This window comes from Streptomyces sp. HB132 (assembly GCF_016909575.1).
GTDB lineage: Bacteria > Actinomycetota > Actinomycetes > Streptomycetales > Streptomycetaceae > Streptomyces.
Genome location: NZ_JAFBGA010000001.1, coordinates 548037 through 569065, shown reverse-complemented (window position 1 = coordinate 569065; position 21029 = coordinate 548037). Strand labels below are relative to the sequence as shown.

The following is a 21029-nucleotide window of genomic DNA, read 5'->3' as shown; positions in this document are numbered from 1 at the left end:
GTCAGACCGACAGTCAAGCCGGCGGCCCCAATCCCCGCTCCCGGAGGGTTCTTCCGTGCCGGCTGGAACGCTGTACCGCGGCCGGGAAGGCATGTGGTCCTGGGTGGCTCATCGAGTCACCGGTGTCCTCATTTTCTTCTTCCTGTTCGTACACGTCCTGGACACCGCTCTCGTGCGTGTCTCCCCCGAGGCGTACGACGACGTCGTGGCCACCTACAAGACCCCGCTCGTCGCGCTGCTCGAGTACGGCCTGGTGGCCGCAATCCTCTTCCACGCGCTGAACGGTCTCCGGATCGTCGCCGTGGACTTCTGGGCCAAGGGCCCGCGCTACCAGAAGCAGATGCTCTGGACCGTCCTGGGTATCTGGATCGTGCTGATGGTCGGGGCCCTGTACCCCGTCCTCGGTCACGCCGTACGCGAAGTCTTCGGGAGCTGACGCCGATGTCCACCGAGACACCTTCTTCTTCCGCGATCGGTGACGTCGAGGGCGTGAGCCTCTACGACGTCGACAACCCGGCCCCGGTGATCGAGCCCCCGCGCAAGCGCACGGGCAAGACCCCCAAGGGTTCGCGCACGAACTTCGAGATGTACGCCTGGCTCTTCATGCGCCTGTCGGGCATCGTGCTGGTCGTCCTCGTCATCGGTCACCTGCTGATCCAGCTGGTGCTCGACGGCGGCGTGTCCAAGATCGGCTTCGCCTTCGTCGCGGGCCGCTGGGCCTCGCCGTTCTGGCAGGTCTGGGACCTGGCGATGCTGTGGCTCGCCATGCTGCACGGCGCCAACGGCCTCCGTACGGTCATCAACGACTACGCCGAACGGGACAACACCCGTTTCTGGCTGAAGATGCTCCTGTACACCGCCACGGTGTTCACCGTCCTGCTGGGCACGCTGGTGATCTTCACCTTCGACCCGAACATCCGCTAGGCGCCGGGACAGAGGGACCAGAGGAAAACCATGCAGATCCACAAGTACGACACCGTCATCGTCGGCGCCGGCGGCGCCGGTATGCGCGCGGCCATCGAGTCGACGAAGCGCAGCCGCACCGCCGTGCTGACGAAGCTCTACCCCACCCGCTCCCACACGGGCGCCGCGCAGGGCGGCATGGCCGCCGCGCTCGCCAACGTGGAGGAGGACAACTGGGAGTGGCACACCTTCGACACGATCAAGGGCGGCGACTACCTGGTCGACCAGGACGCCGCCGAGATCCTGGCGAAGGAGGCCATCGACGCGGTCCTCGACCTCGAGAAGATGGGCCTGCCGTTCGGCCGTACGCCCGAGGGCAAGATCGACCAGCGCCGGTTCGGCGGTCACTCCCGCAACCACGGCGAGGCCCCGGTCCGCCGCGCCTGCTACTCGGGCGACCGCACCGGCCACATGATCCTCCAGACGCTGTACCAGAACTGCGTCAAGGAGGGCGTGGAATTCTTCAACGAGTTCTACGTCCTGGACCAGCTGGTCGTCGAGGAGAACGGCGTCAAGAAGTCCGCCGGCGTCGTCGCCTACGAGCTGGCCACCGGCGAGATCCACGTCTTCCAGGCGAAGTCGGTCATCTACGCCTCGGGCGGCACCGGCAAGTTCTTCAAGGTGACGTCGAACGCGCACACCCTGACCGGTGACGGTCAGGCCGCCTGCTACCGCCGGGGTCTGCCGCTGGAGGACATGGAGTTCTTCCAGTTCCACCCGACGGGCATCTGGCGCATGGGCATCCTGCTGACGGAGGGCGCCCGCGGTGAGGGCGGCATCCTCCGCAACAAGGACGGCGAGCGCTTCATGGAGAAGTACGCGCCGGTCATGAAGGACCTCGCGTCCCGTGACGTCGTGTCCCGCTCCATCTACACGGAGATCCGTGAGGGCCGCGGCTGCGGTCCCGAGGGCGACCACGTCTACCTCGACCTCACGCACCTCCCGCCGGAGCAGCTGGACGCGAAGCTCCCGGACATCACGGAGTTCGCGCGTACGTACCTCGGGATCGAGCCCTACACGGACCCGATCCCGATCCAGCCGACCGCGCACTACGCCATGGGCGGCATCCCGACCAACGTCGAGGGCGAGGTGCTGGCCGACAACACCACCGTCGTCCCGGGCCTGTACGCCGCCGGCGAGGTCGCCTGTGTCTCCGTGCACGGCGCCAACCGTCTGGGCACCAACTCGCTGCTCGACATCAACGTCTTCGGCCGCCGCTCGGGCATCGCCGCCGCCGAGTACTCCGCGAAGAACGACTTCGTCGAGCTTCCCGAGAACCCGGCCCAGCTGGTCGTCGACCAGGTCGAGCGGCTGCGCAACTCCACGGGCACCGAGCGGGTCCACGCGCTCCGCACGGAGCTGCAGGAGTGCATGGACGCCAACGTGATGGTGTTCCGCACCGAGCAGACGATCAAGACGGCGGTCGACAAGATCGCCGAGCTGCGGGCGCGCTACCTCAACGTGTCCATCCAGGACAAGGGCAAGCGGTTCAACACCGACCTGCTGGAGGCCGTCGAGCTGGGTAACCTGCTCGACCTGGCCGAGGTCATGGCGACCTCCGCGCTGGCCCGCAAGGAGTCCCGCGGCGGTCACTACCGCGAGGACTTCCCGAACCGCGACGACGTCAACTTCATGCGCCACACCATGGCGTACCGCGAGGTCGCGGACGACGGCACCGAGTCGATCCGGCTCGACTACAAGCCGGTCGTCACGACCCGCTACCAGCCGATGGAGCGTAAGTACTGATGGCTACCCCCACCCTGGAGAAGTCGGACAAGGCCCCCGAGCCCGAGGCCGGCTTCGCCGACACCCCGTACATCACGGCGACGTTCCGGATCCGCCGCTTCAACCCCGAGGTCTCCGACGAGGTCGAGTGGCAGGACTTCCAGCTCTCGATCGACCCGAAGGAGCGTGTGCTCGACGCCCTTCACAAGATCAAGTGGGAGCAGGACGGCACCCTGACGTTCCGTCGCTCCTGCGCGCACGGCATCTGCGGCTCCGACGCGATGCGGATCAACGGCAAGAACAGGCTCGCCTGCAAGACGCTGATCAAGGACATCAACCCGGAGAAGCCGATCACGGTCGAGGCCATCAAGGGCCTCACGGTCCTGAAGGACCTCGTGGTCGACATGGACCCGTTCTTCCAGGCCTACCGCGATGTCATGCCGTTCCTCGTCACCAAGGGGAACGAGCCGACGCGTGAGCGCCTGCAGTCCCCCGAGGACCGCGAGCGTTTCGACGACACCACCAAGTGCATCCTGTGCGCCGCGTGCACGTCCTCGTGCCCGGTGTTCTGGAACGACGGCCAGTACTTCGGCCCGGCGGCGATCGTCAACGCGCACCGCTTCATCTTCGACTCGCGTGACGAGGCCGGTGAGCAGCGTCTGGAGATCCTCAACGACCGTGACGGTGTGTGGCGTTGCCGCACGACGTTCAACTGCACGGACGCCTGCCCTCGTGGCATCGAGGTCACCAAGGCGATCCAGGAAGTGAAGCGCGCGCTCATCACCCGCCGCTTCTGACACACGCGTTGATCCGAAAGGCCCCGCTTCGCACACGGACCGTGCGCGAAGCGGGGCCTCTTCGTGCATCGGGCGGGCCGGAACGGTACGGTCATCCGGAGCCGGTGACCGGCTCGCCTCTCCCGCAGCAGCACAGCACGGGAGCGGATGGCTTGATGGAGAACGGGGAACGTCGTGAGCGATCCGAATCCGTATGCGGACGACTCATACAAGTGGGGCCCGCCCCAGTCGCAGGGCAATCCGCCCACCATGCCGGACGGTCCGGGCTACGGCTATCCGGCAGCCGGCGCCCCGCCCGCGTACGGCTATCCGCAGCCGCTGCCCGAGGGCGCGGCGCAGCCCGGCCCCGGCTACGGCTACCCGGGCCCCGGTCAGCCGACGGAGACCGGCTTCAACCTGCCGGTGCAGCAGGGCGGCAGCATGCCGGTGCTCTCGCTCGGTGACATCACGGTGATGAACGACAGCATCGTGACCCCGTCCGGCACCCTGCCGCTGAAGGGCGCGGTGTGGACGGCGACCGACATGTCGCGCACGGAAGAGAAGATCCCGACCGTGGGCATCGTGCTGGCGATCGTCTTCGCGCTGTTCTGCCTGATCGGTCTGCTGTTCCTCCTGATGAAGGAGAAGCGCACGACCGGCTTCGTGCAGATCACGGTCACCAGCGGCGGGCGGCACCACCAGACGATGATCCCCGCGACGGCACCGGAGACGTTCCACTGGGTCATGTCCCAGGTCAACACCGCCCGTTCGATGAGCGTCTGAGACCGGGCACGACCTCCGCATGGCCCGCTTCGACCACACGGTCACCGTCACACCCCTGGACCGCGCCTGGTTCGAGGAGTGCGCGCGGTTCGCCCTGGACACGTCCGAGTCCACACGGACGCGCCGCGGCGGCGACATCGTGCTGGGCGACGGCGGGCCGCTGGTCCCCGGCATACGCCTGCTGAAGGGCCGTCACCTGCGCGCGGGGGCCCGCTACGAGATCGCCTCGGACGCCGACGAGGAGGCCGGCACCCCCGGCGTGAGCCCCGTGCACGACCCGGTCGTGATGACCGTGCGGGAATGGCGGCGCTCCAACGCGATCGCCGTCGAGCTCCGCATGGACTCCGCCGACCTGGCCGTGCGGCTGGCCGGGCGGCTGCGTACCCCGGACCGGCCCGGGACGCTGGACGTGGGCTTCGACGTGCGCAGTCCCGTCGGAGGGTCGCTGCACCGCGCCTCCGGCCGGGCGAGGCTCGACCTGGCCGCCTGGTGGGCGGCCGCGGCGGCCCGTGCCGGATCCCTCCCGCCGGCCCGCGCGCCGCTCACGGCCCGCGCCAAGCACCGGCTGGGACGCGCGCGCCTCACCATCACGCCGCGCCCGGCCGACGACGGCTCCTGGGAGGTCGGCGTCACGCTGACCGTGCGCGGGCGGTCGCTGCTGCGCCCGGTGGCGGCGCTCGCGCTGCTCTTCGGGCGGGTTCCGCTGCGGCGCGCCTTCCGCTCCGGCGTCGACCAGGCCGCCGCCGGGTGGAACGAGGCGCTGGCCTCCGCCCCGCTGCCCGACCCGGACGAACTGCGGGCCGAGCTCGTCAAGGCCCTCACGGACTGATTTCACGTCACCCTCTCCCGCACTGGCGGCGATCCAGCGTTCCGGCATGCCCCGGGACGCCACTTGAACATGTTCAAAGACAGGCCTACAGTCATGACATCAGCATTTTGAACACGTTCAAGGGAGGGTGGGGCATGGACCTCACTGTGCTCGCCTACGTCATCTATCTGCTCATCAGCGTCGCGCTCACCATCTGGGTCGCCCGCACGCTCAGCCGCAACGGCAAGGTCTTCCTCGCCGACGTGCTCCACGGGAACGACAAGCTCGCGGATGCCGTGAACCACCTGCTGGTGGTCGGCTTCTACCTGGTCAACCTGGGCTTCGTGACCCTGTACCTGAAGAACGCCGACGGGGTGGCCGACGCCCGGCAGCTCTTCGAGGCACTGTCGGTGAAGATCGGGGTCGTCCTGCTGGTCCTCGGCGTGATGCACCTGGGCAACGTCTACGTGCTCAACAAGATCCGCCGCCGCGGACTGATGGAGCGCGAGCAGACCCCGCCCGTGCCGCCGCAGGGCTGGACCGGCCCCGGCAACCAGGGCCCCTGGGCAGCACCCGCCACCGGGAGGTGAGCGGGCCGTGACGGACACCCAGGGCACCCAAGCCGCTCAGGGCACTCAGAGCACACAGGGCACCCGGGACGCCCAGGACACGGCCGGCCTGACGCAGGACCGCGCGTCCGCCCCCTACACGTACCCTCCGGTCACCCGGCTCACGGTGCTCTACGACGACGGGTGCCCGCTCTGCCTCCATCTGCGGCACTGGCTGCGCAAGCAGCGCCAGCTCGTACCGCTCGATCTCGTCCCGGCGGGTGGCCGGGAGGCGAGGGACCGCTTCCCCGGGCTCGACCACGCGGGGACACTGGAGGAGATCACGGTGGTCGGGGACCGCGGGCAGGTCTACCGGGGGACCGCGGCCTGGATCGTCTGCCTCTGGGCCCTGGCCGAACACCGGCCCCGGGCCCACTGGCTGACCACTCCCCTGGGCCGTCCGTTCGCCCGTGCGACGGTGCTCGCCGCGGCGAAGTACCGGTCCGTCACGGCGGAGCCGTGCGGCTCCGCCGACGGAGCCTGCCGACTGCCGGATCCTGCGGGCGGAACTCCCGGATAGCCTGGGGACCGTGGTGAAGGAAGAGAAGAACGTGGCTGACGCGAACGCGGCGAAGCCGGCCGGAGCAGGCAGAGCCGAAAGGTCCGCCAAAGCCCCGAAGAGCGAGCAGACCCGCACGCTGATCCTGGAGACCGCGCTCCGGCTGTTCGAGGAGCGGGGGTACGACCGGACGACGATGCGGGCCGTCGCCCAGGAGGCCGGCGTCTCCGTCGGGAACGCCTACTACTACTTCTCCTCGAAGGAACACCTGGTCCAGGGGTTCTACGACCGGATCGCCGCCGAGCACGAGGCAGCGGTCCGGCCGGTCCTGGCAGGCGACGCGGATCTCGGCGTCCGCATCCGCGGTGTGCTGCTCTGCTGGCTGGACGTGGCCGAGCAGTACCACCGCTTCGCCGCCCAGTTCTTCAAGAACGCCGCCGACCCGGACAGTCCGCTCTCCCCCTTCTCGGAGGAGTCCGTGGCCGCCCGCGAGGCCGCGATCTCGGTGCACCAGCGGTGCCTGGCCGGATCCAGCACCAAGCACGACCCGGAACTGGCCGATCTGCTGCCGCAGTTGATGTGGCTGATGCAGATGGGGCTGGTGCTGTTCTGGGTCTACGACCGGACCGAGGGCACCGAACGCAGCCGACGGCTCGTCGAGCGCACCGCACCGATCGCCGCACGGGCGATCGCACTCTCCCGCTTCCGGGTACTGCGACCGCTCGTACGTCAACTCAGCGACGTCCTGGTGGAATTCATGCCCGGCGCGGCGAAAGGGCCGGAACAGGGTGCGCCCGGCGCCTCGGACAAGCTCCCCGCCCGGGACACGCCCGACTCCCCGGACACGCCCGGCGCCTCGGACATCAGATCCAGCTGAGTTCCCACAGCCGCCAGATCCCCGTGCCGTCGGAGAGGTACTGGGATCCGGACACCGACTGCTTGCTGACGACGTAGTCCTTCTTCTGCCACAGGGGGATCAGCGGAACGTCCTCGCCGACCAGCCGCTGCAGTTCCTTGAAGTCGGCGGAGGTCCGGCCCCGGTCGCTGTACTGCTGGGTGGCCGCGATCAGCGCGTCCATCTTCTCGCTGGTGTAGCCGTTGTGGAGGGAGTTCTCACGGCCGACCAGCGGCTGGCTGAAGGTGTCGGGGTCCGGGAAGTCGGGAAGCCAGCCGATGGTGTACACGTCGTACTTCCCGGCCGCGTACCCCTTCTGGAAGTCCTGCCACTCCACGGCCTTCTCCGTGACCTCGAACAGTCCGTCCTTCTCGAGCTGGCGGACCAGTTCGGCGGACTCCTCCTTGTTGGCGTCGTCGTCGCGGTGGGCGAAGGTGATGCGCATCGGAAGATCCACACCCGCCTCCTCCATCAGCGCCCTGGCCCGCTTCGGGTCCGACTGCGGATACGAGTCGAAGAAGGGGGTGCTGTGCCCGATGTAACCCTGCGGGATCAGCGAGTAGAGCGGCTCGACGGTGTTCCGGTAGACCTTGGTGACCAGCGGCCCCCGGTCGATGATCCAGGCGACGGCCTGGCGGACCTTCCTGTCCGCGAGCGGCGCGCCCTCGCGGACGTTGAAGACGAGGTTGCGGATCTCGGCGCTGTCCGCCTCGGTCACGCGCTGTTCACCGGCGCCGGGGTCGAGCTCGGAGAGCTGCGCGGCCGGGAGCTGGCGATGCGTGACATCGACGCCTCCGGCCGCCCATGCGGCCTGGAGCGCCTCGGACCCGTCGAAGTACCGGATGCCGACCGCGACACCCGTCTTCTTCAGCGCGCCCTTGTACGCCGGGTTGGGCACCAGTTGGGCGGCGACCCCGGGCTCGTAGGACTTCAGGGTGTACGGGCCCGAGCCGTCGACCTGGTCGTCCGTGCGGAGCCTGTCCTTCGGGTACCGGTCCGGGTCGACGATGGATCCGGCGCCCGTGGCGAGCTTCTGGGGGAACGTCGCGTCCCGGGCCGAGAGGTTGAAGGTGATCGTGCGGCCCTCGGACACGATGGTGTCGAGGCCGGGGAACAGCACCGCGGGGCCGACGTCCGCCTTGATCCTGAGCATGCGCTCGAAGGAGTACTCGACGTCCGCGGCCGTGATCTTGCGGCCGTTCGAGAAGGTCAGGTCGTCACGCAGCCGGCACTGGTACGTCTGGAGCTTCTGGCCGATGAAGTCGCAGCTCTCGGCCGCGTCCGGTTCCGGTACGACCGCCCCGGGCCTGAAGGTCATCAGGGACTGGTAGAGGTTGCTGTATATCGCCCAGGAACCGGCGTCGTACGCGCCGGCCGGGTCGAGCGAGGTGACCTCGTCGGACGTGCCGACCGTGATCGGGGACTCGTTCACCTCATCCGAGGGGAGCAGTTGCCAGGCGCCTGCTCCCACCATGACCAGTACCGCCAGAATCGCGAGAATCCGCAGACGGATGAAGCGCATGTGCCGTGCTCCCTTGCCAACCCCACCCCGGCTCGCGTGCACAGAGAGGCACATCACCGCCGCATGTTGAGCCTCACCCAATCACACGATATTCACATTTGGAAGGCTGGTAATGGGGCTCACAGGTTTCGGTTCAGGCCTGCGGGGAAGCGAGCTCCACCACGGTGATGTCGGAGGGGGCACCGACGCGCACGGGCGGCCCCCAGGCCCCCGCACCGCGCGAGACGTACAACTGCGTGTCGCCGTAGCGTTCGTACCCGGCGACGGTCGGGTTGGCGAGCTCGGCCACCAGGTTCCCGGGCCAGAGCTGGCCCCCGTGGGTGTGGCCGGAGAGCTGGAGACCGACGCCGTACTCGACGGCGTCGTCGATGACGACGGGCTGGTGCGCGAGGAGGACCGAGGCGCGGCTGCGGTCACGGTCGCCGAGGGCGCGGGCGAAGTCGGGGCCCTGGCCCTCGCTCTCGCCGGCGACGTCGTTGACTCCGGCGAGGTCGAAGCCGGCGATCTCGACGCGGGCGTTCTCCAACGGGTGCAGACCCAGCTCGCGTACGTGGTCGACCCACTCCGCGGCGCCAGAGAAGTACTCGTGGTTGCCGGTGACGAAGAAGCTGCCGTGTCGGGCCTCCAGTCCGGCCAGGGGCTCGGCCGCCGTACCGAGGTCGGCGACGGATCCGTCGACCAGGTCTCCGACGACGGCGACCAGGTCAGGACGGGTGGCGTTGATCGCCTCCACGATCCGCCGGGTGTGGGCGCGGCCCAGGATGGGGCCGATGTGGATGTCGCTCACCATGGCGATCCGGAAGCCGTGGGCCGATCGCGGCAGTCCGGCGAGCGGGATGGTGATCCGCTTGGTGCTGGGGCCGCGCAGCACCCCGTAGGTGCCGTACCCGACCGTGCCGAGACCGGCGAGGGCGGCCGCTCCGCCGACGGCTCGGGCGACGAAGAGCCGGCGCGAGGGATCGGCGACGGACGGCGCGGGGGTCTCGGCGCGCGGCGCGAGGTCCGTGACGGCGCTGCCGCCCCCCGCCGCGGTGGCGGGTTCGGCGGCTGTCGCGGTGACGGCGTCGGACTGCAGGGCGGCCGGCACGCTTTCCCGGTCCGTGTGCCCGGCGGGTGCGGCTGACCCGTCAGCGGTCGCCGTGGCCACGTCCGCGTGCCCGGCGCCGGCGGCTTCGGCCCGGCGGGCGAGGATCCTGCGCAGGAGGGGGCGGACGCCCTCCCCCACCAGCAGAGCCAGCGTCAGGTAGAGCAGGGCGGCCAGCCACAGATAGCCCGGCCAGGCCAGCGCCTGCTGCAGCGGGAAGGGGAAGCCCGCGCGGCTGGAGATGAAGGCGCCGACGGTCAGCAGTGGCAGCACGAAGGCCGCGACGGTGCCCGCGCGGCGCGCGAGGCCGCCCTTCCGTGTCGTGTCGCCGATCAGCCGGCGCCACACATAGCGGTGTACGCCCGCGAGCAGCGCGACAACCGCGACCGCCACGACTACGAAGACCACAAACACGTACGCTCCCCCGCTGAAACGATGCTGTCCGGACGACGGCCCCCACCCGTCACGTCATCTGCTTTCGTGACGCGAAGCCCTGACACCACGGAACCCGATGACCCCCACAGCCGTCCCCAGAAGAAACGAGGTGACGGCGAGCAGGAGATGGACCCAGAAGTACGCAGTCGGGTCGCCCGCGTCGTCGAACGCGAGCCCGCTGCCGTCTTTCCAGAGATTTTTGACAAAGGTGACCCAGATGACCCAGCTCCACGCTCCGAAGACGAGCAGGAACCAGGAGACGGGGCGGCTGAGCTTCATGGAATCAGTATCGCCGCCGCGCTCCTCGTCGATCGCCCGGGGTGGGCTGTCCCGGCGGTATGCACGGCGGGTCAGGCCATCCGGGTCCCCATCCTCAGTGACGCCCTGTACGTTTCCGACCGTGCCTGCTCTGAAAAAGACCGTACTGGCGGTCCTCTCTGCCGCGTTGCTGTCCGTGTCTGCCGTCTGTCCCGCTGGGGCGGCCGAGAAGGACAAGACCGACGACAAACAGCCGAAGCCGACCGGTCCGATGTCGACCGTGGGCGGCGAGCGGCTGGGACAGATCGGCACGCAGGTCGACCTGGGGCCGGGCGCTCCGGTGCTGCCGAAGGACCTCAGCGCACGGTCGTGGATCGTCGCCGACGCGGAGAACGGAGAGGTGCTCGCGTCGCACAACGCGCACTGGCGGCTGCCGCCCGCGTCCACCCTGAAGATGCTCTTCGCCGACACGGTCCTGCCCGCCCTGCAGCCGAAGTCCATGACCCATCTGGTGACCGAGGACGAGCTCGCCGGCATCGGCGCGGGCAGCAGCCTGGTGGGCGTCAAGGAGGACCACTCCTACACGGTGCACGACCTGTGGCTCGGCGTGTTCCTGCGCTCCGGCAACGACGCGGTGCACGTGCTGTCCGAGATGTACGGCGGTGTGCCCGCGACGGTCGCCGCGATGCAGCGTCACGCCGAGGAGCTCCAGGCCCTGGACACGACGGTCGTCTCCCCCGACGGCTACGACGCCCCGCACCAGGTCTCCAGCGCGTACGACCTGACGCTGTTCGCCCGGAGCGGGATGCAGAAGGCGGACTTCCGCGAGTACGCCGCGACGGCGACGGCGGAGTTCCCCGGCGAGCAGAAGAAGGGCAAGAAGCGGAAGAGCTTCGAGATCCAGAACACCAACCGGCTCATCACCGGTGACATCGGGGTGGACCCGTACAAGGGCATCGCGGGCGTCAAGAACGGCTACACCACCCAAGCCGGCAACACCTTCACGGGGATCGCCGAACGCGACGGGAAGGTGCTGCTGGTGACGGTCATGAAGCCCTCGGCGGAGGAGAGCCACGCCGTCTACAAGGAGGCGGCGCACCTGCTCGACTGGGGCTTCTCCGCCAGCGGCAAGGTGACCCCGGTCGGTGAGCTGGTGCCGCCGAAGTCCGCCGTGGCCGTCAAGGGCTCGGAACCGGCGGCGGGCGCCGGCAAGGCCGAGAAGAAGCACGCGGCCGCGGCGACCGCGACGGCCCCGGCCGGCTCCGGCGGGGCCTGGACCGCCCTGTCGGTCGTCGGCGGTGTCCTGGTGGTCCTGGCGGCCGGAGTGTTCCTGGTCAACCGGCGGTGGCCGCTGCCGGCCCTGGCGCGTCGCCTCCCCCGTCGCTGACGTCCGCGCCCTCCCCGTCCACCGCGTCCTTCTCCTCGCCCTTGCTCGGCGTCGCCGTCCAGGCGGCGCAGACGAGGAGGAGCTTCGCGCTGAAGTTGATCCAGAGGAGGAGCGCGATGGGCACGCCGAAGGCGCCGTACATGCTCTTCGACGCGACGTCCCGGATGTAGCTGCCGAGCAGCAGCTTGAGCAGTTCGAAGCCCACTGCGCCGACCAGCCCCGCCACGATCAGCCGTCGGCGCGGCGGCTCCACCCCGGGCAGCAGGGTCAGCAGGTAGAGCAGGATCAGGAAGTCGCCGAGCACCGCCACGGCCACGGCGGCCACCTGGAGCAGCACCCCGCCCACACCGTTCTCGGGGATGCCCAGACGGTCGACCGTCCAGCCGATGGCCGTGGAGGCGACGGCGGACACGGCGAGCGTCACGAGCACCGCTCCGCCGAGGCCGAACAGCAGGCCGGCGTCCTTGAGCTTGCGGACGACCGGATTGCCCTCGTCCACGTCGTCCCTCTCCCACACCGCGCGCAGGCAGTCCCGCATCGAGCCGATCCAGCCGATGCCGGTGAAGAGCAGCAGCACACCGGCGACGAGCCCCACCGTGCCCGCGTGTGCCACGAGGTTGTCGATGCCGAGCTGGTCCGAGATGCCGGGGACCTGGTCGGCGAGCTTGTCCTCGATCTTGTCGAGTTGCCCGGGCGTGAGCAGCGCGGCGCCGATGGCGGCCCCGACCGCGATCAGCGGGAAGAGGGCCAGGAAGCTGAGGAAGGTGATGGCCGCGGCGAGCCGGGTCCAGTGGACCCGGTCCAGCGTCTCGTAGGAGCGCCAGGCGTGCGTCTCCATCAGCCGTGCGACGAACGGCCCGATGCCGGGGAGGTTCTTCAGCCAGTCCATGACGTACGCGTACCCCTCCCGGCGCAGAAAACCGATGCGAGCGCCCTCTCGAATCACCAATCACCCATTTCGGTGAGTCATGTAACGAATCCCTCAAAAGGGTTTTCGCGGGCGATAACGTCACGATCATGTCTGTCAGCACGGTGTCCCGGCCCGGCTCGGGCCCCGAGCGGGGGCCGGACGCGGCGAGGGCCTCCCCGTCCGGCGCAGGGGCCTCCCCGTCCGGCCTGTCCCGCCGCCTCGCGCTCCGGGCCCGCGCCGCAGCACCTCTCAGTCATCCCGCTAGGAGTTATCCCGTGAAGGACGCCTTCGGTGCCCCGCAGTCCCTGCTCGTCCTCGGCGGCACCTCGGAGATCGGCCTGGCCACCGCACGGCGGCTGATCGCCCGCCGCACCAGGACCGTCCGGCTGGCGGGGAGGCCCTCGCCGGCCCTGGAAAGGGCCGCGGCCGAACTGCGTGAGCTGGGCGCCGACGTCCGTACCGTCCCCTTCGACGCGCTCGACTCCGGTTCCCACGAGGAGGTGCTCGGGAAGCTCTTCACCGAGGAGGACATCGACATGGTGCTGCTGGCCTTCGGTGTCCTGGGCGACCAGGCCCGCGACGAGGAGGAACCGCTCTCCGCGGTCCGGGTCGCGCAGACCAACTACACGGGGGCGGTCTCCGCGGGCCTGGTGTGCGCCGGCGCGCTCCAGGCGCAGGGCCACGGATCGCTGGTGGTGCTCTCCTCGGTGGCCGGAGAGCGCGCCCGGCGCGCCGATTTCATCTACGGCTCCAGCAAGGCGGGGCTGGACGCGTTCGCGCAGGGGCTCGGCGACGCGCTGCACGGCACGGGGGTGCACGTGATGGTCGTACGCCCCGGCTTCGTACGGTCACGGATGACGGCAGGGCGCGAGGAGGCTCCGCTGGCCACGACCCCGGGGGGCAGTCGCCGACGCGATCGTGACGGGGCTGGGGCGGCGTTCGGAGACGGTGTGGGTGCCGGGGGCGCTGCGGGTGGTGATGTCGGCCCTGCGGCACGTACCGCGTCCGCTGTTCCGACGGCTGCCGGTGCGGTAGGACCCCGGCGGGGGGGGCTGTGTCAGGTCCGGGGCTGTGTCAGGCGCGGGGCTGTGTCAGGTCCGGGAGATGCGGGGCTCAGGGGCGCAGGGACGGCTGGTCCATGGAGCTGCCGCCCTGGGCGGGTACGGCGGGGGCGCTCCCGCCGCCGCCGAACGGGAACTCGTTGATCTTGCGCCAGACACTGTCCTCGCCCTGTTCGTACAGTGCGAAGGAACCGCAGGTCCAGGCGGCCTCGTACGACGAGAGCTCCTCGTACGCCCGGTCCATGGCCTCCTCCGCGATGCCGTGCGCCACGGTCACGTGCGGGTGGTACGGGAACTGCAGCTCGCGCACCAGGGGCCCGGAGGCCTCCCGGACCCGCCTCTGGAGCCAGGAGCAGGCCGAGGCACCCTCGACGACCTGGACGTAGACGACCGGTGAGAGCGGGCGGAAGGTTCCCGTGCCGGACAGCCGCATCGGGAAGGGGCGGCCGGCCGTGGCGATCTGGGAGAGGTGGGTCTCGACCGCCGGCAGGTCGGCCGCCTCGGCCTCGGTCGGCGGGAGAAGGGTGACGTGCGTGGGGATGCCGTACGCGGCAGGGTCCCCGAAGCTCGCGCGCCGCTCCTGGAGCAGGCTGCCGTACGGCTCCGGGACCGCGATCGAAACGCCGAGCGTTACGGTCCCCACGTCGTTCTCCTCAATCCTCGAAGGTCGTTCTTCGGTCGTGCCGACGCCAGTGTGGCCCCTTCGGCCGTGGTCCCGCCAGGGTCCTTGGACTCAGTGCTTCGCGGGCAGAAGACCCATCCGGTCGTAGGTCTGCGCGAGCGTCTCGGCCGCGACGGTCCTGGCCTTCTCCGCTCCCTTGGCCAGAAGGGCGTCCAGGGTCTCCGGATCGTCCAGGTACTCCTGGGTGCGGGTCCGGAACGGGGTGACGAACTCCACCATGACCTCGGCGAGGTCGGTCTTGAGCGCGCCGTAGCCCTTGCCCTCGTACTTCTGTTCCAGATCGGTGACCGCGGTGCCGGTGAGGGTGGAGTAGATGCTCAGCAGATTGCTGACACCGGGCTTCTTCTCCGTGTCGTAGCGGATCACGGTGTCCGTGTCGGTGACCGCGCTCCTGACCTTCTTGGCGGTGGCCTTCGGGTCGTCGAGGAGGTTGATCAGACCCTTCGGCGAGGACGCGGACTTGCTCATCTTGATCGCCGGGTCCTGCAGGTCGAAGATCTTCGCCGTCTCCTTGAGGATGTACGGCGCCGGGATCGTGAACGTCTGTCCGAAGCGGCCGTTGAACCGCTCGGCGAGGTCCCGGGTGAGCTCGATGTGCTGGCGCTGGTCCTCGCCGACCGGGACCTGGTCCGCCTGGTACAGCAGGATGTCGGCGACTTGGAGGACCGGGTAGGTGAAGAGGCCCACGGTCGCCCGGTCGGCGCCCTGCTTGGCGGACTTGTCCTTGAACTGCGTCATGCGGGACGCCTCGCCGAAGCCGGTGAGGCAGTTCATGATCCAGCCGAGCTGGGCGTGTTCGGGGACGTGGCTCTGCACGAAGAGGGTGCACCGCTCCGGGTCGAGCCCGGCCGCCAGCAACTGGGCGGCGGCGAGCCGGGTGTTGGCGCGGAGTTCCTTCGGGTCCTGCGGCACGGTGATCGCATGGAGGTCCACGACCATGTAGAAGGCGTCGTGGGACTCCTGCAGCGCCACCCACTGGCGGACCGCGCCGAGGTAGTTGCCGAGGTGGAACGAGCCTGCGGTGGGCTGGATTCCGGAGAGCACGCGGGGTCGGTCAGAGGCCATGAACTCATTGTCTCAGGTGTGGAACCGATCTCCGGCAACCGGTGTAGGAAAGATGTGAGGACGCGGGAAGGGGCATCGCGACCGGGCCCGGAGGAGGGCCGCAGCATCGACGACGGGGGCGGGAGAGGCGCTGTCGGGCGAGCCGGAGGGCTGCCCTCAGGACATGACGACAGCGAGGCGGTGGTGATCGCTCGTGTGCGCGCCGGGGACGCTGAGGCATACGCGCAGCTCGTGCGCTCCCACACGGGGGTCGCGCTGCGGGCTGCGGTGGCCTTCGGAGCGGGGGCGGACGCCGAGGACGTGGTGCAGTCCGCCTTCTTCAAGGCGTATCAGGCGCTGGGGCGTTTCCGGGATGGCGCGCCCTTCAGACCGTGGCTGCTGCGCATCGTGATGAATGAGACGAGAAACACGGTCCGCTCGGCAGGGCGTGCGCGAGCGGTGGCGGGCCGTGACGCCTGTTCCCGGGGGGTGGATCCGGTGATACCCGATTCGGTGGACCCGGCCGCGGCGGCCCTCGCCCGGGAACGCGGGACGCTGCTGACCGCCGCGCTGGAGGAGCTGGGCGAGGAGCAGCGCCAGGTGGTGACCTGCCGCTACCTGCTGGAGATGGATGAGGCGGAGACGGCTCAGGCCCTCGGCTGGCCCCGGGGGACGGTGAAGTCCCGGCTCAATCGCGCGCTGAGGAAGCTGGAGCGGCGGCTCGGCGGCCAGCTGGGTCCGGAGCGGGACGAACGGAAGGAGGGAGGGCGCGGTGCGAGGAACGACGGACGGCGATGACCCGGAGCTCCCCGGGCGGCGGCGGCGGGACGGGACGCGGGAGCGGCTGCGGGCGGAGCTGATGGCGCTGCGCGACGGGCTGGACGTGCCGGACACCGACGGCGCGACGATGGCCGAGCGGGTCCTGGCCCAGATCCTCGCGGGAGCGGTGCCTGTGCCGGCGTCCGTGCTCGTTGCGGAGCCCGCGGGCCGCCTGGAGCGGGTCCGCGCGTGGTGGCTGGGCCGGAAGGACGGCCCGCGCTCTCCGGGGAGCTCGGCCTGACGGGCCGACCGGGTGTGGCCGGGGAGTGGCGCGCTTCGTTTCCGAGCCGCGGGAACGGCGGCAGAGCGGGTGGCGGGGCCCTGAGGCCGCGAGGCGCGCCACGCGCCGAAGGTTTCCCCGCGCCGGATCCGACCGACGATACAAAGTGGGCACGACCCCCGCCCACGCCGCACGACGAACGGAGATCCCGTGTCGACCACGGAAACCGCCATCGCCTCCGCAGAGGCGCACAGCGCGCACAACTACCACCCGTTGCCGGTCGTCGTCGCTTCGGCGGACGGTGCCTGGATGACCGACGTCGAGGGACGCCGTTACCTCGACATGCTCGCCGGCTATTCGGCCCTCAACTTCGGGCACGGCAACCGGCGGCTGATCGACGCGGCCAAGGCTCAGCTCGAACGCGTGACGCTGACCTCGCGCGCCTTCCACCACGACCGGTTCGCCGAGTTCTGCACGCGTCTCGCCGAGCTCTGCGGCATGGAGATGGTCCTCCCCATGAACACCGGGGCGGAGGCGGTGGAGACGGCCGTGAAGACGGCCCGCAAGTGGGGCTATCGCGTCAAGGGCGTGCCGGACGGGATGGCGAAGATCATCGTCGCCGCCGACAACTTCCACGGCAGGACGACGACGATCGTCAGCTTCTCCACGGACCACGAGGCACGGGCGGACTTCGGTCCGTACACACCGGGGTTCGAGATCGTTCCGTACGGGGACCTCACCGCGCTCGCCGAGGCCATGACGGAGAACACCGTCGCGGTGCTGATGGAGCCGATCCAGGGCGAGGCCGGGGTGCTGGTTCCGCCGCCGGGCTATCTCGCCGGGGTACGACAGATGACCCAGGAGCGGAACGTCCTGTTCATCGCGGACGAGATCCAGTCGGGTCTGGGCCGTACGGGCCGGACCTTCGCCTGTGAGCACGAGGGCGTCGTGCCCGACATGTACGTGCTGGGCAAGGCGCTCGGCGGTGGCGTCGTGCCCGTCTCGGCCGTCGTGTCCTCCGCCGCGATCCTCGGTGTCTACCGGCCGGGCGAACACGGATCCACGTTCGGCGGGAATCCGCTGGCCTGTGCGGTCGCGCTGGAGGTGATCGCGATGCTGCGCACCGGCGAGTTCCAGCAGAGGGCCGCGGAGCTGGGCGACCATCTCCACCACGAGCTGGGGCTGCTGACCGGCGGCGGCGCCGTGCAGGCCGTGCGGGGACGAGGTCTGTGGGCGGGGGTCGACATCTCCCCGGCGCTCGGGACGGGCCGGGAGATCTCGGAGAAGCTGATGGACCGCGGGGTGCTGGTCAAGGACACCCACGGCTCCACGATCCGGATCGCCCCGCCCCTGGTGATCAGCAAGGAGGACCTGGACTGGGGCCTTGACCAGCTCCGCGGCGTAGTGGCCGGCTGAATCCCCGTCGGCCGAGGTCCCGTCGGCTGAAGTTCCGGCCCGGCGGAGCCCCGTCGGCCGAGTCCCGGTCGGCGGGGCCCGGCCGACGGCTCAGAGGATGACGTGGGGCAGGAAGCGGGCGTACTCGTCCGTGATCAGCCCCGCCGATTCCCGGATGCCGAGCCCGGCGGACTCGTTCTCGACCACCCAGGCTCCGAGCACCACACGGTTGCCGGCGAAGTCGGGAAGGGGTGCCAGCTCCTGGTAGCAGCAGGGCTCGTCGCGCAGCGACGGAGCGCTGCCCGGTTCGTGGACGGTGACCCCGGCGCCCTCACGGCCGAGCAGCGGCTTGGCGACATAACCCGCTCCGCCGGCCCCGGCCAGTTCGCGGGGGCCGTCGAGATAGGCGGGGAGGAGGTTGGGGTGGCCGGGGTACAGCTCCCAGAGGACGGCGAGCAGAGCCTTGTTGGAGAGGAGCATCTTCCAGGCCGGTTCGATCCAGCAGGTGCTGCCGGTGCCCCCGCCGTTGTCGAGGGTGGCCAGCACGTGCGGGCCGAAGCGGTCGGTCGTGAGCCATTCCCATGGATACAGCTTGAAGCAGCTGCGGATGAAGCGGAGCCGCTCGTCGACGAAGCGCTTGGACAGCTGGTCCCAGCCGATCCGCTCGACGGAGAGCGCCTCGGTGTCGATCCCGGCCTGCGCGGCGGTCTCCCGCAGATACGCCACCGTCATCAGGTCCTCGCCCAGCTCGTCGCCGTCGGAGTGGGCGAAGTGCAGGGGGCCCGGCGGCAGCAGCGGGGCCTGTCGCTTCCACGCGTCGACGAGACGCTCGTGCAGGGAGTTCCACTGGTCGGCCCCGGGGAAGCGGTCCTCCATCCAGAACCACTGGGGGCTGGCGGCCTCCACGAGTGAGGTGGGGGTGTCCGCGTTGTACTCGAGCATCTTGGCCGGACCGGTCCCGTCGTACCGCAGGTCGAAACGGCCGTACAGGGAGGGGAGTTCGGCACGACGCCGCCAGGACTCGGCGATCAGGCCCGCCAGTCGCGGGTCGGTGATGCCGAGATCGGCGAAGCGGTCGTGCTCGACGATGTGCGCGGCGGCCGCCAGACACATCGTGTGGAGTTCCTCCACGACCTCTTCCAGCGCCTCGACCTCCGGCAGCGAGAAGACGTAGTAGGCGCTCTCGTCCCAGTACGGGCGCAGGGATCCGTCCGGGTACCGGGTCAGGGGGTAGATCAGCCCCTGCTCCTCGACGGTCTCCTGCCAGCCGGGACGCGGTTCCGTGGTGCGGCGTTCCATGAAGGTCTCAGCCGCCGCTGGAGCCGGAGGAGCCGAATCCGTCGCGCTCGACCGCCGACTTGTTGAAACTGCCGCCGGACATCCGGTTGTTGTGGCTGCTGCCGCCGTAGTAGTAGGTGCCGCCGCCGTCGCTGTCCTCGCACTCGTAGCTCGGCAGGATCTCCTGGGTCACCGGGTCGACGCACCGCTCGTCCGGTTCCGAACTGCACGCGGTGAGCGTTGCCGCGAGTACTCCCATGCCGCCGAGCACGACGGTGCTCGACCTCAGCCTGCGCCTGTTCATGTTCTGTTCTCCCCCGTCGTGCCCATGAGCCGTGCCCGCCCACCGGCGAACTGTCAGTCAGATTAGATGCATGGCTCGCGCGACTGAAACCCGGTGCCGCCCACTCCTCCCGCGCGTCCCGGAATCCCCGTTCACGGGAGCACGCGGCAGAGCGCGTCCAGTGCACCGGCCCAACCGCTCTCCGAAGGCGTGCCGTAGCCGATGACCAGCCCGTCGCGGCCCGGCTCCGCCTCCCGGTGCCTGAAGCGCGAGAGCCGCTCCAGCGCGAGCCCCTGCCAGGCGGCCGCCTGGACGACCGGTTGCTCGGCCCCCTCAGGGAGTTCGAGCACCGCGTGCAGGCCCGCCGCGATGCCACTCACCCGGAAGTCCGCCGCCCGTTCGGCGAGCGCCTCGACGAGTTGGTCGCGGCGGCGCCGGTAGCGCAGCCGCATGGCGCGCACATGCCGGTCGTACGCCCCGGACGCGATGAACTCCGCGAGGGTCAGCTGGTCCGGCGCACCGGACATCCAGTCGAAACCGCCCTTCGCGTCGCAGACCTCGTCCACCAGTCCTTCCGGCAGCACCATCCAGGCCAGCCGCAGCCCGGGCGCCAGCGACTTGCTGGCCGTCCCCATGTAGACCACCCGCTCCGGGTCCAGCCCCTGCAGCGCGCCCACCGGCTGACGGTCGTAGCGGAACTCGCCGTCGTAGTCGTCCTCGAGGATCAGACCGCCCGAGGAGCGGGCCCAGTCGACGGCCGCCGTGCGCCGGTCGGGATGGAGCGGGACGCCCGTGGGGAACTGGTGGGCGGGGGTCACCAGCACCGCGCCCACGTCCGGTGTCCCGCCCAGCGCCCCGGTCCCCGCTCCGAGCCCGTCCACCGGCAGAGACGGGGTGCGCAGGCCCGCCCCCCTCAGGATGTCCCAGTGGATGTCCAGGCCGTACGACTCGACGGCCACCCCCCGCACCTTGTGGCGCCGCAGCACCTTCCCCATCAGCATGAGCCCGTGGACGAACCCTGAGCAGATCACGATGCGTTCGGGGTCCGCGTACACCCCGCGCGCCCGGGCCAGGTAGTCCGCGAGCGCCCTGCGCAGCTCGATGCGGCCCCGCGGATCGTCGTAGCCGAAGGCCGCGTCGGGAGCGGCCGTGAGGGCGCGCCTGGCAGCCCTCAGCCACTCCGCCCGCGGGAAGGACGACAGGTCCGGTGACCCAGGCAGCAGATTGTGCGCGGGCCTCCGGTCGACCCGGCGGCCGCTGGCCCCGCGTGCGGCCGGCCCGGGCGGGGCGGCGCGCTGCGCGACCCTGGTCCCCGAACCCTGCCGCGCGGTGAGCCAGCCCTCGGCGACGAGCTCGGCGTAGGCGTCGGCGACGGTGTTGCGGGCGATCCCGAGATCCACGGCGAGCGTCCGGGAGGAGGGCAGCCGGGTGCCGGGGGCCAGCCGTCCGGTGCGTACGGCTTCCCGCAGCGCCTTCGTCAGCCCGCTGCGCAGGCCCGCGCCGACCGGTTCGATGTGCAGGTCCGCACCGAAAGCGGCCCAGGAATCCGTCATGGAAATGGACCATACCGCTGCGCCATCCACCCACTAGCTTC

The 21029-nt window shown here is 70.2% G+C and carries 22 protein-coding genes and 1 pseudogene; 14 read left to right on the top strand and 9 right to left on the bottom strand.

Annotated features, from left to right (window positions below):
• The first annotated feature begins 55 nt into the window (after positions 1 to 55).
• From sdhC to JOC24_RS02770, 9 genes are all read left to right on the top strand, one after another.
• Complete coding sequence (gene sdhC / locus JOC24_RS02810; RefSeq protein WP_014154475.1) at positions 56 to 436, top strand: succinate dehydrogenase, cytochrome b556 subunit; 381 nt, start codon at positions 56 to 58, stop codon at positions 434 to 436.
• A gap of 5 nt (positions 437 to 441) precedes the next feature.
• Complete coding sequence (locus tag JOC24_RS02805) at positions 442 to 924, top strand: succinate dehydrogenase hydrophobic membrane anchor subunit (RefSeq protein ID WP_205018456.1); 483 nt, start codon at positions 442 to 444, stop codon at positions 922 to 924.
• Positions 925 to 954: 30 nt separating this feature from the next.
• A complete protein-coding gene (gene sdhA, locus JOC24_RS02800; protein ID WP_205018455.1) occupies positions 955 to 2709 on the top strand; it encodes a succinate dehydrogenase flavoprotein subunit in 1755 nt (584 codons plus the stop codon).
• On the top strand, positions 2709 to 3485 hold the full coding sequence (locus tag JOC24_RS02795; protein WP_205018454.1) for a succinate dehydrogenase iron-sulfur subunit: 777 nt from the start codon (positions 2709 to 2711) through the stop codon (positions 3483 to 3485). Before sdhA ends, JOC24_RS02795 begins: the two co-directional genes overlap by 1 nt.
• Before the next feature lie 174 nt (positions 3486 to 3659).
• Positions 3660 to 4247 (top strand): hypothetical protein, encoded by a 588-nt coding sequence (locus JOC24_RS02790; RefSeq protein WP_205018453.1) that lies wholly within the window; start codon positions 3660 to 3662, stop codon positions 4245 to 4247.
• Positions 4248 to 4266: 19 nt separating this feature from the next.
• A complete protein-coding gene (locus JOC24_RS02785) occupies positions 4267 to 5076 on the top strand; it encodes a hypothetical protein (protein ID WP_205018452.1) in 810 nt (269 codons plus the stop codon).
• Between the two features lie 134 nt (positions 5077 to 5210).
• Complete coding sequence (locus tag JOC24_RS02780) at positions 5211 to 5645, top strand: hypothetical protein (protein WP_205018451.1); 435 nt, start codon at positions 5211 to 5213, stop codon at positions 5643 to 5645.
• 88 nt (positions 5646 to 5733) lie between these two features.
• On the top strand, positions 5734 to 6183 hold the full coding sequence (locus JOC24_RS02775) for a thiol-disulfide oxidoreductase DCC family protein (protein WP_205018749.1): 450 nt from the start codon (positions 5734 to 5736) through the stop codon (positions 6181 to 6183).
• A gap of 10 nt (positions 6184 to 6193) precedes the next feature.
• Entirely contained in the window at positions 6194 to 7039 is an 846-nt protein-coding gene (locus JOC24_RS02770) for a TetR/AcrR family transcriptional regulator (RefSeq protein WP_205018450.1), read from the top strand.
• Here the strand turns inward: JOC24_RS02770 and JOC24_RS02765 are convergent.
• From JOC24_RS02765 to JOC24_RS33010, 3 genes are all read right to left on the bottom strand, one after another.
• A complete protein-coding gene (locus JOC24_RS02765) occupies positions 7026 to 8579 on the bottom strand; it encodes an ABC transporter substrate-binding protein (RefSeq protein WP_205018449.1) in 1554 nt (517 codons plus the stop codon). The two genes, JOC24_RS02770 and JOC24_RS02765, sit on opposite strands and share 14 nt — an antisense overlap.
• 133 nt (positions 8580 to 8712) lie before the next feature.
• A complete protein-coding gene (locus JOC24_RS02760) occupies positions 8713 to 10071 on the bottom strand; it encodes a metallophosphoesterase (protein WP_205018448.1) in 1359 nt (452 codons plus the stop codon).
• 60 nt (positions 10072 to 10131) lie between these two features.
• Entirely contained in the window at positions 10132 to 10377 is a 246-nt protein-coding gene (locus JOC24_RS33010) for an SCO4848 family membrane protein (protein ID WP_239579371.1), read from the bottom strand.
• 121 nt (positions 10378 to 10498) lie between these two features.
• Between JOC24_RS33010 and JOC24_RS02755 the strand changes: the two genes are divergently transcribed.
• A complete protein-coding gene (locus tag JOC24_RS02755; protein WP_307792616.1) occupies positions 10499 to 11743 on the top strand; it encodes a D-alanyl-D-alanine carboxypeptidase family protein in 1245 nt (414 codons plus the stop codon).
• Here the strand turns inward: JOC24_RS02755 and JOC24_RS02750 are convergent.
• Positions 11691 to 12632: a YihY/virulence factor BrkB family protein gene (locus JOC24_RS02750; RefSeq protein WP_205018446.1), complete on the bottom strand. Its 942-nt coding sequence runs from the start codon at positions 12630 to 12632 to the stop codon at positions 11691 to 11693. The two genes, JOC24_RS02755 and JOC24_RS02750, sit on opposite strands and share 53 nt — an antisense overlap.
• A gap of 296 nt (positions 12633 to 12928) precedes the next feature.
• Here JOC24_RS02750 and JOC24_RS02745 point away from each other — a divergent pair.
• Positions 12929 to 13688: pseudogene (locus JOC24_RS02745) on the top strand (decaprenylphospho-beta-D-erythro-pentofuranosid-2-ulose 2-reductase).
• A 78-nt stretch (positions 13689 to 13766) separates the two neighbouring features.
• Here the strand turns inward: JOC24_RS02745 and JOC24_RS02740 are convergent.
• Both JOC24_RS02740 and trpS read right to left on the bottom strand, forming a co-directional pair.
• Positions 13767 to 14357: a 2'-5' RNA ligase family protein gene (locus JOC24_RS02740; RefSeq protein ID WP_205018445.1), complete on the bottom strand. Its 591-nt coding sequence runs from the start codon at positions 14355 to 14357 to the stop codon at positions 13767 to 13769.
• 90 nt (positions 14358 to 14447) lie between these two features.
• Complete coding sequence (gene trpS / locus JOC24_RS02735; RefSeq protein WP_239579367.1) at positions 14448 to 15461, bottom strand: tryptophan--tRNA ligase; 1014 nt, start codon at positions 15459 to 15461, stop codon at positions 14448 to 14450.
• Between the two features lie 6 nt (positions 15462 to 15467).
• Between trpS and JOC24_RS02730 the strand changes: the two genes are divergently transcribed.
• From JOC24_RS02730 to rocD, 3 genes are all read left to right on the top strand, one after another.
• Positions 15468 to 16238, top strand: a complete 771-nt coding sequence (locus JOC24_RS02730) for an RNA polymerase sigma factor (protein ID WP_374104472.1) — start codon at positions 15468 to 15470, stop codon at positions 16236 to 16238.
• Positions 16213 to 16500 (top strand): hypothetical protein, encoded by a 288-nt coding sequence (locus JOC24_RS02725; protein ID WP_205018442.1) that lies wholly within the window; start codon positions 16213 to 16215, stop codon positions 16498 to 16500. Before JOC24_RS02730 ends, JOC24_RS02725 begins: the two co-directional genes overlap by 26 nt.
• Before the next feature lie 189 nt (positions 16501 to 16689).
• Positions 16690 to 17895 (top strand): ornithine--oxo-acid transaminase, encoded by a 1206-nt coding sequence (rocD, locus tag JOC24_RS02720; protein WP_205018441.1) that lies wholly within the window; start codon positions 16690 to 16692, stop codon positions 17893 to 17895.
• A gap of 90 nt (positions 17896 to 17985) precedes the next feature.
• Here rocD and JOC24_RS02715 read toward each other — a convergent pair whose 3' ends face one another.
• The 3 genes from JOC24_RS02715 to JOC24_RS02705 all read right to left on the bottom strand — a co-directional run bounded on the left by JOC24_RS02715 (position 17986) and on the right by JOC24_RS02705 (position 20988).
• The gene (locus tag JOC24_RS02715) at positions 17986 to 19173 is read right to left on the bottom strand and encodes a glutathionylspermidine synthase family protein (RefSeq protein WP_205018440.1); all 1188 of its coding nucleotides are present in this window, start codon (positions 19171 to 19173) and stop codon (positions 17986 to 17988) included.
• Between the two features lie 7 nt (positions 19174 to 19180).
• A complete protein-coding gene (locus tag JOC24_RS02710) occupies positions 19181 to 19456 on the bottom strand; it encodes a hypothetical protein (protein ID WP_205018439.1) in 276 nt (91 codons plus the stop codon).
• A 131-nt stretch (positions 19457 to 19587) separates the two neighbouring features.
• Positions 19588 to 20988, bottom strand: coding sequence for a MocR-like pyridoxine biosynthesis transcription factor PdxR (locus JOC24_RS02705; protein ID WP_205018438.1), 1401 nt, complete (start codon positions 20986 to 20988; stop codon positions 19588 to 19590).
• Between the last annotated feature and the right edge of the window lie 41 nt (positions 20989 to 21029).

Excerpts from the sequence above, each read along its gene's own strand:
- JOC24_RS02805 (WP_205018456.1), top strand. The coding sequence starts at position 442 with ATGTCCACCGAGACACCTTCTTCTTCCGCGATCGGTGACGTCGAGGGC.
- sdhA (WP_205018455.1), top strand. The coding sequence starts at position 955 with ATGCAGATCCACAAGTACGACACCGTCATCGTCGGCGCCGGCGGCGCC.
- JOC24_RS02795 (WP_205018454.1), top strand. The coding sequence starts at position 2,709 with ATGGCTACCCCCACCCTGGAGAAGTCGGACAAGGCCCCCGAGCCCGAG.
- JOC24_RS02785 (WP_205018452.1), top strand. The coding sequence starts at position 4,267 with ATGGCCCGCTTCGACCACACGGTCACCGTCACACCCCTGGACCGCGCC.
- JOC24_RS02780 (WP_205018451.1), top strand. The coding sequence starts at position 5,211 with ATGGACCTCACTGTGCTCGCCTACGTCATCTATCTGCTCATCAGCGTC.
- JOC24_RS02765 (WP_205018449.1), bottom strand. The coding sequence starts at position 8,579 with ATGCGCTTCATCCGTCTGCGGATTCTCGCGATTCTGGCGGTACTGGTC.
- JOC24_RS33010 (WP_239579371.1), bottom strand. The coding sequence starts at position 10,377 with ATGAAGCTCAGCCGCCCCGTCTCCTGGTTCCTGCTCGTCTTCGGAGCG.
- JOC24_RS02750 (WP_205018446.1), bottom strand. The coding sequence starts at position 12,632 with ATGGACTGGCTGAAGAACCTCCCCGGCATCGGGCCGTTCGTCGCACGG.
- trpS (WP_239579367.1), bottom strand. The coding sequence starts at position 15,461 with ATGGCCTCTGACCGACCCCGCGTGCTCTCCGGAATCCAGCCCACCGCA.
- JOC24_RS02715 (WP_205018440.1), bottom strand. The coding sequence starts at position 19,173 with ATGGAACGCCGCACCACGGAACCGCGTCCCGGCTGGCAGGAGACCGTC.
- JOC24_RS02710 (WP_205018439.1), bottom strand. The coding sequence starts at position 19,456 with ATGAACAGGCGCAGGCTGAGGTCGAGCACCGTCGTGCTCGGCGGCATG.
- JOC24_RS02705 (WP_205018438.1), bottom strand. The coding sequence starts at position 20,988 with ATGACGGATTCCTGGGCCGCTTTCGGTGCGGACCTGCACATCGAACCG.